The organism is Kitasatospora sp. NBC_01560 (assembly GCF_045208415.1).
Taxonomy (GTDB): Bacteria; Actinomycetota; Actinomycetes; order Streptomycetales; family Streptomycetaceae; genus Kitasatospora.
The window spans coordinates 5,998,104-6,010,874 of record NZ_CP109364.1 but is presented as its reverse complement, the minus strand read 5'-3'; the positions used below and the strand labels follow the sequence as shown (position 1 = coordinate 6,010,874).

Sequence of the window (12,771 nt, the reverse complement as noted above, 5' to 3'; positions counted from 1 at the left end):
AACCCCCGGAAACGGCGACAGGCTGCCGGGGCCCACTGGGAGAGGGGGCCCCGGCAGCCTGTCGGCCTGCGTGCGGGCGGCCGGGCGTGCGCGCGAGCGGCCGGCGCGGGGTTTCGGGCGCGGGGCTCAGGCGGCGGCGGGCTCGCGGACCGGCGCCGCCTCGCCGAGCTCCTCCTTCTTCAGCATCCGCTCGGCGAAGAACCCGCCGGTGGGCAGCACCGAGAGGACGAAGAGCAGGATGCCGCGCTTGGCGTCCCACTTCTGCGTCTGCCAGGCCATGATCCAGAAGACCACGTAGAGGATGAACAGCATCCCGTGGACCGACCCCATCACCGGGACGGCGTCGAAGCTCGTGGTCCGCTTGAGGACCGAGCAGACCAGCAGCAGGAGGAAGGAGAGGCCCTCCGGGGCGGAGACCAGGCGCAGGCGGTGGACGGCACTGCTGTTCACGATGGGTACCTCGATGCGGTGGTCGGAGATCGCTTGTGAACCGGCTCACAAGCATCCTCGCCATTATCACCGAGCACACGTCCGGACCGGCCGCCGGGGTCGCGGCCGTGCCGGATGTCACAGCCCTGCAGCAGAACTCCCCCGGCCGCGCCGCCGGGCCCGGCCGCACCCCTATCCTGCTGGCGCGCGCCCGGTGACCAGGGCGCCGTCCGCATCGCACACGGGGGTACGAACGATGTTCAAGAGGGACTGGGACCGGAGGACCTGCGCGCGGCGCGGCCACCTCACCTACGCGCCGACCGAGCCCGAGCTGAACCGCCGGCTGCACGCCGCGACCGCCCTCGGCGACGCCTGGCGCTGCCTGCGCTGCGGCGACTTCACGCTCGGCGCCCCGCACGGCTCCGGGCCGGCCGACGAAGCACCGCTGGTGCCGCGCGGCAAGGCCCTGCGGGACCTCTTCATCCTGCGCTTCCTGGCCGTCGAACGGCTGCTGCGCGGCCTCCTGATCGTCGTGGTCGCCTGGGGCGTCTGGAAGTTCTCCAACAGCCAGGACGCGGTGCGCCGGATCTTCGACGAGAACCTCACCGTCCTGCGCCCGGTCACCGAGCACTTCCACTGGGACTTGGAGCACTCCCCGATCGTCGACACCATCCGCAAGACCTTCGACTACCACCACAACACCCTGCTGATCGTCGCGGGCGCGCTGCTGGTCTACGCGGTGATCGAGATCGTCGAGGCGTACGGGCTCTGGCTGGGCCGGCGCTGGGCCGAGTACCTGACCGTGGTGGCCACCGCGGCCTTCCTCCCGCTGGAGGTCTACGAGCTGACCGAGCACGTCAGCGCGGTGAAGATCGGCACGCTGGCGCTGAACATCGTCGCGGTGCTCTGGATCCTCCTCTCGAAGCGGCTCTTCGGGCTGCGCGGCGGCGTGGTGGCCTTCGAGGCCGAGCGCCACTCGGCCTCGCTGCTGGAGGTGGAGCAGGCCGCCGGGTCGGCACCGCGGGGCGCGCACGCCCCCGCGTGATCCGGGCATTTGTCGCAGAGCGGTATCAGAACGCCGATGCCCCCTCCCCCGGCGGCGCCGGATACGGCTACATTTCGCCCGTGGCACAGTTTCGACTCCAAGGGTCCAAGACGCTCGCCGTCGACATGACGGGCGACGGCGTGAAAGCCAGAAACGGCTCGATGGTCGCGTACAGCGGCCAGATGAGCTTCAAGAAGCTCAGCGGTGGCGGTGACGGCCTGCGCGGCATGGTCACCCGCCGGCTGACCGGCGAGCAGATGACGGTCATGGAGGTGAAGGGGCAGGGCACCTGCTACTTCGCCGACAAGGCCACCGAGATCAACCTCGTCAGGTTGAACGGCGAGACGCTCTACGTCGAGTCGGACAACCTGCTCTGCACCGAGGGCACGCTGCGGACCGGCACCAGCTTCACCGGTCTGAACGGCGTCTCCTCCGGCAACGGCCTGTTCACCACCAAGGTCGAGGGCCACGGCTGGGCGGCGGTCACCTCCAAGGGGCCGGCGATCATCCTGCGGGTGTCCCAGGGCATGCCGCTGCGGGTGGACCCGGGGGCGTACGTCGCGCACACCGGCAACCTGAGCCGCAGCCTGAAGTCCGGCGCCGGCTGGTCGACCTTCATCGGCGAGGGCGGTGGCGAGGCCGTCCAGGTGGAGTTCAGCGGCGAGGGCCTGGTCTACGTGCAGCCGTCCGAGAAGCTCACCGTCGGGGGCGACGTCTGATGCCGTTCACCAGGATCAACAACAAGATGATCGAGGCCCGGGTCGTGCCCGGGCAGCGGCTGTTCAGCCAGCGCGGCGCGATGCTCGCGTACACCGGCGAGGTCCGGTTCACGCCGAACATCACCGGCGGGCAGGGCGGCGTCATGTCGATGATCGGCCGCCGGGTGGCCAACGAGGACACCCCGCTGATGACGGTCGAGGGCCAGGGCACCGTGCTCTTCGGCCACGGCGGCCACCACGTGCACGTGATCGAGCTGGCCGGCGACACCCTGTACGTCGAGGCCGACCGGCTGCTGGCCTTCGAGGGCTCGCTGCAGCAGTCCACCATGTTCATGGGCTCGCAGGGCGGCGTGATGGGCATGGTGCGCGGCCAGGTGACCGGCCAGGGCCTGTTCACCACCAAGCTGGACGGCCACGGCGCCGTCGCGGTGATGGCGCACGGCGGCGTCTTCGAGCTGCCGATCACCCCGCACCAGCCGGTGCACGTCGACCCCCAGGCCTACGTCGCGCACCGCGGCCAGGTCCAGAACAAGCTGTCCACCGCGCTGGGGTGGCGCGACATGATCGGACGCGGCTCCGGCGAGGCCTTCCAGCTGGAGCTGTCCGGCAACGGCACGGTGTTCGTGCAGGCGAGCGAGGAGAAGCTCTGATGTCCTACCCGCCGCAGCCTCCGTACGGGCAGCCGCAGGACCCGTACGGCCAGCAGCCGTACGGGCAGCCCTCGCCGTACAACCAGCCGACCCAGCCCGGCTTCCCCGCCGCCCCGCCGCCCGGCTACGGCCCGCCGCCCGGGCAGGGCTACCCGCCCCCGCCGCCGCAGGGCCACCCCCAGCAGGGCTACCCGCAGCAGGGTTATCCGCAGCAGCAGCCGCCGCAGCAGTACGCCCAGGAGCAGTTCGGCGGCGCGCAGGCCCCGCTGCCCAAGGCGCAGGACGGCTCCGGCCCGGTGGTGCACGACGCGCACAGCCTGCCGGTCAACGACAACATCAACCCGTACGCCTTCTCGGTCGACCTGAACGGGTCCTACTTCCTGCAGAAGGGCAAGATGATCGCCTACTACGGCGACATCTCCTTCAAGGGCGTCGGCGCCGGGGCGATCGACCGGATGCTCGGCCAGCACTTCAACTCGCCGATGCACGCGGCGGACTGGGTGGTCGCCGAGGGCCGGGGCAAGCTGCTGCTGGCCGACCGGGCCTTCGACCTCAACTCCTACGACCTGGAGGAGGGGAACCTGACGGTCCGCTCGGGCAACCTGCTGGCCTACGAGCCGACGCTGCGCCTCAAGCAGTCGATCATCCCGGGCTTCCTCACGCTGATCGGCTCCGGCAAGTTCGTGGCCGCCTCCAACGGCCCGGTGCACTTCGTCGAGCCGCCGATCCGGGTGGACCCGCAGGCGCTGGTCGGCTGGGCGGACTGCCCCGCGCCGTGCCACCACTACGACCACGACTACATGCACGGGGTGATCGGCGGCATCCGCCGGCTGACCGGGCTCGGCGGGGCGTCCGGCGAGGAGCACCAGTTCGAGTTCATCGGCGCCGGCCAGGTGCTGCTGCAGTCGACCGAGGTGCTGATGGCCGAGCGCGCGGTGGGCCAGGTGCACGCCGAGGCCGGTGTGCCGATGGGCGGGGTGCCCTCGCAGCAGCCCGGCGCCGGCCACGGGAGCCAGCTGCCCAACGTCAACGTGCCCGGTCTCGGTAACCTGGGCGATCTCGGGCGACGTTTCGGCCTGTAAACTTGTACAAGATTTAACTAAGTACGGTATGCTGCCCCCATGGATGCGCACACGATCGACGCCGCGGACGTCTCCCCCTCGGAGCACGGGGAGGAGACTCCCTGGCTGACCGCCCGGGAGCAGCGGCTGTGGCGCGCCCACCTGGAGGTCGCCAAGCTGCTGGACTACCAGCTCGGCCGCGAGCTCCAGCCGCACAACCTCGCCATCAACGACTACGAGATCCTCGTCGTCCTCTCCGAGGCGCCCGAGCGGCGGATGCGGATGACCGACCTCGCCACCGCGACCCTGCAGTCCAAGAGCCGGCTCTCGCACCAGATCACCCGCATGGAGACGGCCGGGCTGGTGCTGCGCCAGGAGTGCCCGGGCGACCGGCGCGGGCTCTACGCCCACCTCACCGAGCAGGGCTGGGGGACCATGCAGAAGGTCGCCCCGGACCACGTCCGCAGCGTCCGGGCGCACTTCATCGACCGCTTCACCCCCGAGCAGCTGGACGCGATGTACGAGGCGCTGGCCCCCGTCGCCGAGCACCTGCGCGGGCTGCGCGGCCGCTCGTAACCGCCCCACGGGTTGGCGCATGCGCGAGGGCCGGTACCCCGTCACGGACGGGGTACCGGCCCTCGCGCATGCCCGGCCGACGCCGGGTCAGGCCTGGGTCAGCCCGGCGACCAGCTCGTCCGCGGCACCGTACGGATCCAGCTCGCCCGCCGTGACCCGCTCGGCCAGGGTGGCCAGGTGGCGGTCGCCGTGCAGGCTGCCGATCCGGGCCCGGAGCGCGGCCAGCGCGATCGCCTCCACCTCGTCGGCGGCCCGGCGGCGGCGGCGCGCGGCCAGCTCGCCGTGCTCCTCCAGCCAGGCGCGGTGCTTCTCCAGCGCCTCGACCAGCTCGTCCACGCCCTCGCCGCGGGCCGCGACGGTCTTCACGATCGGCGGGCGCCACGCCCCCGCCTCGCGGGCCTCGCCGAGGCCGAGCATGTGGTTCAGCTCCCGGGCGGTGGCGTCGGCGCCGTCCCGGTCGGCCTTGTTGACCACGAAGACGTCGCCGATCTCCAGGATCCCGGCCTTGGCGGCCTGGATGCCGTCGCCCATCCCGGGCGCGAGCAGCACCACGGTGGTGTCCGCCTGGGCGGCCACCTCGACCTCGGACTGGCCGACCCCGACGGTCTCGACCAGGATCACGTCGCAGCCGGCCCCGTCGAGCACCCGCAGCGCCTGCGGGGCCGACCAGGAGAGGCCGCCGAGGTGACCACGGGTGGCCATCGAGCGGATGAACACCTCCGGGTCGGTGGCGTGGTCCTGCATCCGGACCCGGTCACCGAGCAGCGCGCCGCCGGAGAACGGCGAGGAGGGGTCGACGGCCAGCACCCCGACCCGCTTGCCGAGCCGGCGGTAGGCGGAGACCAGCGCGGAGGTCGAGGTCGACTTGCCGACCCCCGGCGACCCGGTCAGCCCGACGGTGTAGGCGCGGCCGGTGTACGGCGCGAGCGCGGCCATCGCCTCGCGCAGCTGCGGGGCGGCGTTCTCGACCAGCGAGATCAGCCGGGCCACGGCCCGCGGACGCCCCTGCCGGGCCTGCTCGACCAGCGTCGGCACATCGATCATCGGGAACTCCTCACGGATCAGGGCCGCGGACCGCTCGTGGCGGTCCGCAGCCCCGACGGTACGTCAGACGATCAGGCCTTCGGAACGCGGACGATCAGGGCGTCGCCCTGGCCGCCGCCGCCGCACAGCGCGGCCGCACCGACGCCGCCGCCGCGGCGCTGGAGCTCCAGCGCCAGGTGCAGCACCACGCGGGCGCCGGACATCCCGATCGGGTGGCCGAGCGCGATCGCGCCGCCGTTCACGTTGACGATGTCGGACGAGACGCCCAGGTCCTTCGTCGACTGGTGGGCCACCGCCGCGAAGGCCTCGTTGATCTCGATCAGGTCGAGGTCACCGACCTCCAGGCCCTCCTTGGCCAGCGCGTGCTTGATCGCGTTGGACGGCTGCGACTGCAGCGAGTTGTCCGGGCCCGCGACGTTGCCGTGCGCGCCGATCTCGGCGATCCAGGTCAGGCCCAGCTCCTCGGCCTTGGCCTTGCTCATCACGACCACCGCGGCGGCGCCGTCGGAGATCTGCGAGGAGGTGCCGGCGGTGATCGTGCCGTCCTTGGTGAAGGCCGGGCGCAGCTTGGCCAGACCCTCGACGGTGGTGTCCGCGCGGATGCCCTCGTCCTGGCTGAGGACGACCGGCTCGCCGCGGCGCTGCGGGATCTCGACCGGGACGATCTCGGCGTCGAAGACGCCGTTCTGCTGCGCCTTGGCGGCCCGCTGGTGCGAGGCGGCGGCGATCTCGTCCTGGACGTCGCGCGGGATGCCCAGCCGGGTGTTGTGCTTCTCGGTGGACTCGCCCATCGGGATGTTCTCGTAGGCGTCGGTGAGGCCGTCGTGGGCCATCGCGTCCAGCAGCTCGATCGCGCCGTACTTGTAGCCCTCGCGGGACTTCGGCAGCAGGTGCGGGGCGTTGGTCATCGACTCCTGGCCGCCGGCCACCACGATGTCGAACTCGCCGGCGCGGATCAGCTGGTCGGCCAGCGCGATGGCGTCGAGGCCGGAGAGGCACACCTTGTTGATGGTGAGCGCCGGGACGCTCAGCGGGATGCCGGCCTTGACGGCGGCCTGGCGGGCCGGGATCTGACCGGCGCCGGCCTGCAGCACCTGGCCCATGATCACGTACTGGACCTGCTCACCCGTGATGCCGGCCCGCTCGACCGCGGCCTTGATCGCGAAGCCGCCGAGGTCGGCGCCGGAGAAGCCCTTGAGCGAACCGAGCAGGCGACCCATCGGGGTCCGAGCACCGGCAACGATCACAGAGGTGGTGTTGGTCATGGGACGAGCCCCTTCGCACGTCGTGGCCAGGTGAGGATGCCGCTCAATGTACTGACCTGTAACCCGCCCGTCACCGGAGCAAAGGTGTGATCGAGCGCACTGGCACTGTCCAGTCAACACCGTGTCAACCCGATCCGGGTGAACCGGGCCGGCGGGCCGTGCCGTGTGAGCAGGCTCGCAACCGCCATCGCTGGCGCACCCCCGCCGCATGCGCTGCACTGTTGCCGTCCCGTTGCCCGCCCCGACCCCGGAGGCCACCGTGCTCACCCGCATCGACCACATCGGCATCGCCTGCCGCGACCTCGACAAGACGGTCGAGTTCTACCGCGCCACCTACGGCTTCGAGGTGTTCCACAGCGAGGTCAACGAGGAGCAGGGCGTCCGCGAGGCCATGCTCAAGATCAACGACACCGGTGACGGCGGCGCCTCCTACCTCCAGCTGCTGGAGCCCACCCGGCCCGACTCCACCGTCGCCAAGTGGCTGGAGAAGAACGGCGAGGGCGTCCACCACATCGCCTTCGGCACCGCCGACGTGGACGGTGACTCCGAGGAGATCCGGGCCAAGGGCGTCCGGGTCCTCTACGAGCAGCCCCGGATCGGCTCGATGGGCTCGCGGATCACCTTCCTGCACCCGAAGGACTGCGGCGGCGTGCTGACCGAGCTGGTCACCTCGGCCGAGCCGGGTGCGCACGACGCCCACTGATACTGGACGCCCCGCGGGCCGGTGCCGGCACGGCCGGTGCACCGCGTCCGCACACGCACGACCCCGCCGGCAGCCCCCGCACGCGGCCCCGCCGGGCCCGGTGACGCCGGGCCCGGCGGGGCCGTTCCGGGGCGTCGGCGGGCACCACGGCCGGCCCGCACCCCCTGGTGACTCGTCAGTAATGTGGCCGTCTGCCCGGAAAACCCCCACGCGGCCATTCCCCCGCACGGCGCTCCCACTACAATGCCCAGGTGCGCGAAGACTCCGGGGGACGGGGCCGACGGGCACGGCCGATGACAGGCCCGTCCGCCAGCCGGTGGCCGGCCCGTCGCAGGGGAGTCCATTACGCGGGCACGGCTGAACAGTCGCAGTTCGGATCTGTCACCATTCTCCACAGGCAAGAGTTCGCCCAGAAGTCCACCCGGACGGGGGAATGCGGATCGACCGCGCTCCCACGGCCAGGGCTTCGACCACCGTGGCGGACGCCCCCGACCGAAAAGGGGTCGTCCACCGACCGCGGATGCAAGGACCAGTCGGACCGGGGCCCCGGACAGCGGGTGCCCGGGAACGGTCGGGTCGAGGACGCGACCAGGAGATGGATGGGACCGCGGAGTGCGGGGCTACGACCGCTACGAGGTTGACGATCACCTCTCCCAGTTCGAGGCCGAGATGGATCGGACTCGGAAGGAGCGGGACAAAACCGTCGAGCATGCCGAGGACCTCGCCTACCAGGTGGAGGTGCTCCGGGCCAAGCTGCACGAGTCCCGCCGGATGCTCGCCCAGCCGCGCGCCTTCGACGCCGTGTCCGGCCAGGCCGAGCAGATGCTCCGCACCGCCGAGATGCAGGCCCAGCAGCTGCGCGCCGACGCCGAGCGGCAGCTGCGCGACTCCCAGGCCGCCACTCAGCGGATCATGGCCGAGGCCGCCGAGCGCACCGCCCGGCTGGAGGCCGAGCTCACCGCTCGCCGCCGCCAGCTGGAGGATGAGCTCACCGAGCTGCGGCGCAGCGCCGAGCAGCACGTCAACGAGAACGTCAACTGGGCCGAGCAGACCCGCGCAGGCACCGAGCAGGAGGCCCAGCGCCTGCTCCAGGAGGCCCGCGGCGAGGCCGACCGGCTGATGGCCGCGGCCCGCGCCGAGGCCACCGCCCTGGCCGAACAGGCCCGCGCGCAGACCGCCGCCGACGTGGACGCCGCCCGCGGCGAGGCCCAGGCCGCTGCCGAGGCCGCCCTCCAGCGCGCCCACAGCGACGCCGAGCGCATGCTGCGCGCCGCCTCCGACCAGGCCCAGCAGGCCGGCGCCCAGGCCGCCGCCGACGTGGACGCCGCCCGCGGCGAGGCCCAGCAGCGGCTCGCCGCGGCCCGGGGCGAGGCCCAGCAGCAGCTGGCCGCCGCCCACGCCGCCGCCGAGCAGCAGCTCACCGTCGCGCAGGCCGAGATCGGCCGGCTCAAGGAGCACGCCGCCGCCGAGCAGCAACGCGCCGAGGCGGCCCTCGCGCACGCCCAGGCCGAGATAGAGCGGCTGCGCGCCGAGGCGATCGCCGAGGCCGAACGCACCCGGCGGGAGTCCGCCGAGCTGCGCGCCCAGGCCGAGGCCGCCGCCGAGCAGCTGCAGGCCGACGCCGAGGCCACCGCCTCGCGGAAGGTCGCCGACGGCGAGGCCGCCAGCGAGCAGCGCTCGCAGACCGCCCGGGCCGAGGTGGCCCGGATGGTCGCCCAGGCCACCAAGGAGACCGAGGCGCTCAAGGCCGAGGCCGCCGACAAGCAGGCCCAGGCGGAGGCCGCCCGGGCCGCCGCCGCCGAGGAGAGCGAGCGCCTGCGCGCCACCGCCGAGTCGGTGGCCGCCGAGCTGCGCTCCGAGGCCGAGGCCGCCATCGCCGAGATGCGGGCGCAGGCCGAACGCGACGTCGCCGAGCTGCGCGCCCAGGCCGAGGCCTCCGCCGCCCAGCTGCGCAGCGAGTCCGAGGAGGCCGGCCGGGCGGCCGGTGCCAAGGACGCCACCGTCCATCTCGCCAAGGCCGCCAAGACGGCCGAGGAGATGCTCGCCCGGGCCAACCACGACGCCGAGACCGCCCGGGCCGGCGCCGCCGCCGAGGCCGAGCGGATCCGCACCGTGGCCGCCGCCGAGGCGGAGCGCCTGCGCGAGCAGGCCCAGGCCGCCGTGGAGCAGGCCCAGAACGCCGCCCTGGACGACGCCGCGGCCGTCCGCGAGCGGATCCGGGAGATGCAGGACGAGGCCGCCCGGCTGCGCGCCGAGGCCGAGGAGCTGCGCTCCCAGGCCGCCGCCGAGGCCGACCGGGTCCGCGGCGAGGCCCGCCGCCAGGCCGTCGTCCAGATCGAGGAGTCGGCGAAGAACGCCGAGGAGCTGCTCACGCGGGCCAAGGCCGACGCGGACGAGCTGCGCGCCGGTGCGGCCGCCGAGACCGAGCGGCTGCGCGAGCAGACCAAGGAGCTGGCCGCCGAGACCCAGGGGCGGGCCGAGCAGACCCTGGCCCGGGCCCGGACCGAGGCCGGGAAGACCGTCGCCGCCGCCGAGCAGCAGGGTCGGGACGCGATCGCCGCCGCCAAGGCCGCGGCGGCCGAGAACCGCACCGCCGCCGAGCGCGAGACGGCCGAACTGCGCCGCGAGGCCATCGAGTTCGACCAGCAGGTGCGATCCGCGGCAACCAGCGAGGCAGAGCGCCTGCGGGCCGACGCGGAGGCCGAGGCCGGCTCCGTCCGGGACGCCGCCGTCGCCGACGCCGAGCGGCTGCGGACCGAGACCGACACCGAGCTGGCCCGCTCCCGCGCCGAGGCCGAGGCCGCCGCCGACGCCCTGCGCGAGGAGAGCCGGCGCGAGCGCGAGGAGGCCTCCACCGGGCTGCGGCGCGAGCGCGAGGAGACCGCCGAGCAACTGGCCGCCGCCAAGGCCGCCCGCGAGCAGGCCGAGCAGGCCGCGGCCGAGCTCACCGAGCGCACCGCCGCCGAGGCCGCCGCCCTGCGCGAGGCCGCCGACGCCCACGCCGACCGCGTCCGCACCGAGGCCGAGCAGACCGCCGCCGACCTCACCGAACACACCGCCGCCGAAACCGCCCGGCTCCGCACCGAGGCCGAGCAGGCCGCGGCCGAGCTCACCGAGCGCACCGCCGCCGAGGCCGCCGCCCTGCGCGAGGCCGCCGACGCCCACGCCGACCGCGTCCGCACCGAGGCCGAGCAGACCGCCGCCGACCTCACCGAACACACCGCCGCCGAAACCGCCCGGCTCCGCACCGAGGCCGAAGAGGCACTGGAGAGCGCACGGGCCGCCGCCGAGCGGCTGCGGACCGAGGCCACCGCCACCGCGAAGGACCTGCGCGAGCGGGCCGAGGCCGATCTCGCCCTGGCCGCCGAGCAGGCCGGCACCGTCCGGGCCGAGGCCGGCCGCGAGCTCTCCGAGGCCCGCGCCACCGCCGACACCCTCCGGGCCGAGGCCACCGCCGCACTGGAGCAGGCCCGCGCCGACGGCGAGGAGCTGATCGCGGCCGCCGAGGCCGAGGGTGCCCGGCTGGTCTCCATCGCCGAGGACGAGGCCGCCGAGGTCCGCCAGTCGGTGGCGGGCATGTACGAGGCCGCCTCGCAGCAGATCGCCGAACTGCGCGCCACCGCCGAGGCGGAGGCCGCCGAGACCCGCCGGGCCGCCGAGCAGGACGCCGCCGGACTGCGCGAGCGGACCGACCGCGCCGTCGCCGAGCAGCACGAGGACGCCGACCGCGAGACCGCCGAGCAGCGCGCCCTGGCCGACCGCGAGACCGCCGACCTGCGGGCCCGCACCGCCGCCGAGACGACCGCCCTGCGCGAGCAGACCGAACTGGAGCTGGCCGCCGAACGCGAGGCCGCCGAGGCCGAGCTGGGCCGTCTGCGGGCCGAGGCGCTGGCCTACGACGAGCAGCTGCGCGCCGAGGCCGAGGCCGAGCTGAGGGCGGCCCGGGAGAGCGCCGAGCAGCAGCGTGCCGACGCCGGGGCGCAGGCCTCCCGGACGGTCGCCGCCGCCGAGGAGCGGGCCGCCGCCACCGTCGCCGAGGCCGAGGAGTTCGCCGCCTCGCTGCGGGCCGAGGCCGAGGAGTACGCGCTGGCCACCCGCAGCCTCGCCGACGACTACGACACGGACGCCCACGCCCGGGCCGACGCCTACGACGCCGACACCCGCGAAGCGGCCGAGCACTTCGACCGGGCCACCCGCGACCAGGCCAAGTCCGTGCTGGAGAAGGCCTTCGCCGATGCCGAGGCACTCGGCGAGGACGCCCAGACCACCGCGCTGGCCACCACCGCCGCCGCCGAGGAGCAGGCGGACGCGATGGTCGCGGCGGCCCGCAAGGAGGCCGACCGGCTGGTCGCCGCCGGCGAGGCGGCCGGCCAGGCCGAGGTGGAGAAGGGCCGCTCCGACGCCGACGCCCTGCTCTCCGAGGCCCGCCGGGACGCCACCGCGATCCGCGAGCGCGCCGAGGAGCTGCGCGAGCGCACCGACGCCGAGGTGGAGGCCCTGCACGAGCGCGCCCGCAAGGAGAACGCGCAGGCCATGAAGTCGGCCGGCGAGCGGGTCGACGCGCTGGTGACGGCCGCCCAGGAGCAGCTGACCGAGGCCGAGGAGCAGGCGGTGGCCGCCGTCGCCGAGGCCGAGGACCGCGCCGCGGCGCTGGTCGCGGCCGCCGAGGACCGCGCCAACGAGCTGACCTCCGAGGCGTCCGCCGAGGCCAGCAAGGTCCGGATCTCCGCCGTCCGCAAGGCCGAGGGCCTGCTGAAGGAGGCCGAGACCAAGCTCGCCGACTCGACCGACCGCGCCGAGGCCCTGATCGTGAAGGCCGAGGCCAAGCTGAAGTCCGCCGAGGACGAGGCCGAGGAGAAGGTCGAGACCGCGGCGGCCGAGGCGGAGAAGCGGCTCCGGGCCGCCGACGAGGCCGCGGACGAGCAGGTCGAGCTGGCGAAGGCGGAGGCCGACCGGCTGCTCTCCGAGGCGCGGGCCGAGGCGAAGCGCTCCACCGACGAGGGCCGGCGCGAGCTCGACGAGCTGGTGCGCCGCCGCAAGGACATCAACACGGAGATCTCCCGGGTGCAGGACGTGCTGTCCGCACTGGAGGCCTTCGAAGCACCGGCGCCGGTCGCGCAGACCAACGGGGGAAACAGCACCAAGAAGGACGGGGGTGCCAAGGCCGGTGCCGGAGTTGGCTCACCCCGGTCGGGTGGCAATCGCTCCAAGAACGCACCACCCGATTGAGCGGACATTGTCCGCGGGACAACGGCGTTTCGCCGTAGACACTCCGGTAC

The 12,771-nt window shown here is 73.9% G+C and carries 10 protein-coding genes; 7 read left to right on the top strand and 3 right to left on the bottom strand.

The window, feature by feature from the left end; translation table 11 throughout:
• Positions 1-126: 126 nt before the first annotated feature.
• On the bottom strand, positions 127-453 hold the full coding sequence (locus OH807_RS26260) for a DUF3817 domain-containing protein (RefSeq protein WP_406211193.1): 327 nt from the start codon (positions 451-453) through the stop codon (positions 127-129).
• A gap of 232 nt (positions 454-685) precedes the next feature.
• Here OH807_RS26260 and OH807_RS26255 point away from each other — a divergent pair, with 232 nt between their 5' ends.
• The 5 genes from OH807_RS26255 (at position 686) to OH807_RS26235 (ending at position 4,480) form a co-directional block, all read left to right on the top strand.
• On the top strand, positions 686-1,474 hold the full coding sequence (locus tag OH807_RS26255; RefSeq protein WP_406203155.1) for a DUF2127 domain-containing protein: 789 nt from the start codon (positions 686-688) through the stop codon (positions 1,472-1,474).
• A gap of 80 nt (positions 1,475-1,554) precedes the next feature.
• Positions 1,555-2,193 (top strand): AIM24 family protein, encoded by a 639-nt coding sequence (locus tag OH807_RS26250; RefSeq protein WP_406203153.1) that lies wholly within the window; start codon positions 1,555-1,557, stop codon positions 2,191-2,193.
• The gene (locus OH807_RS26245) at positions 2,193-2,843 is read left to right on the top strand and encodes an AIM24 family protein (RefSeq protein WP_406203151.1); all 651 of its coding nucleotides are present in this window, start codon (positions 2,193-2,195) and stop codon (positions 2,841-2,843) included. The genes OH807_RS26250 and OH807_RS26245 overlap by 1 nt, the downstream gene beginning before the upstream one ends.
• A 266-nt stretch (positions 2,844-3,109) precedes the next feature.
• Positions 3,110-3,925, top strand: coding sequence for an AIM24 family protein (locus tag OH807_RS26240; RefSeq protein ID WP_406211191.1), 816 nt, complete (start codon positions 3,110-3,112; stop codon positions 3,923-3,925).
• Positions 3,926-3,964: 39 nt separating this feature from the next.
• On the top strand, positions 3,965-4,480 hold the full coding sequence (locus OH807_RS26235) for a MarR family winged helix-turn-helix transcriptional regulator (RefSeq protein ID WP_406203149.1): 516 nt from the start codon (positions 3,965-3,967) through the stop codon (positions 4,478-4,480).
• An 87-nt stretch (positions 4,481-4,567) separates the two neighbouring features.
• On the opposite strand, the gene meaB is transcribed toward OH807_RS26235, so the two are convergent.
• Both meaB and OH807_RS26225 read right to left on the bottom strand, forming a co-directional pair.
• On the bottom strand, positions 4,568-5,524 hold the full coding sequence (gene meaB / locus OH807_RS26230; RefSeq protein ID WP_406203146.1) for a methylmalonyl Co-A mutase-associated GTPase MeaB: 957 nt from the start codon (positions 5,522-5,524) through the stop codon (positions 4,568-4,570).
• Positions 5,525-5,595: 71 nt separating this feature from the next.
• Positions 5,596-6,789 (bottom strand): acetyl-CoA C-acetyltransferase, encoded by a 1,194-nt coding sequence (locus OH807_RS26225; RefSeq protein WP_406203144.1) that lies wholly within the window; start codon positions 6,787-6,789, stop codon positions 5,596-5,598.
• Positions 6,790-7,048: 259 nt separating this feature from the next.
• Between OH807_RS26225 and mce the strand changes: the two genes are divergently transcribed.
• Entirely contained in the window at positions 7,049-7,492 is a 444-nt protein-coding gene (gene mce, locus OH807_RS26220) for a methylmalonyl-CoA epimerase (protein WP_406211189.1), read from the top strand.
• 612 nt (positions 7,493-8,104) lie between these two features.
• Entirely contained in the window at positions 8,105-12,721 is a 4,617-nt protein-coding gene (locus OH807_RS26215) for a hypothetical protein (protein ID WP_406203142.1), read from the top strand.
• Positions 12,722-12,771: the final 50 nt, after the last annotated feature.

Coding starts and splice junctions, on each gene's coding strand:
- OH807_RS26255 (WP_406203155.1), top strand. CDS start 686: ATGTTCAAGAGGGACTGGGACCGGAGGACCTGCGCGCGGCGCGGCCAC.
- OH807_RS26245 (WP_406203151.1), top strand. CDS start 2,193: ATGCCGTTCACCAGGATCAACAACAAGATGATCGAGGCCCGGGTCGTG.
- OH807_RS26235 (WP_406203149.1), top strand. CDS start 3,965: ATGGATGCGCACACGATCGACGCCGCGGACGTCTCCCCCTCGGAGCAC.
- meaB (WP_406203146.1), bottom strand. CDS start 5,524: ATGATCGATGTGCCGACGCTGGTCGAGCAGGCCCGGCAGGGGCGTCCG.
- OH807_RS26225 (WP_406203144.1), bottom strand. CDS start 6,789: ATGACCAACACCACCTCTGTGATCGTTGCCGGTGCTCGGACCCCGATG.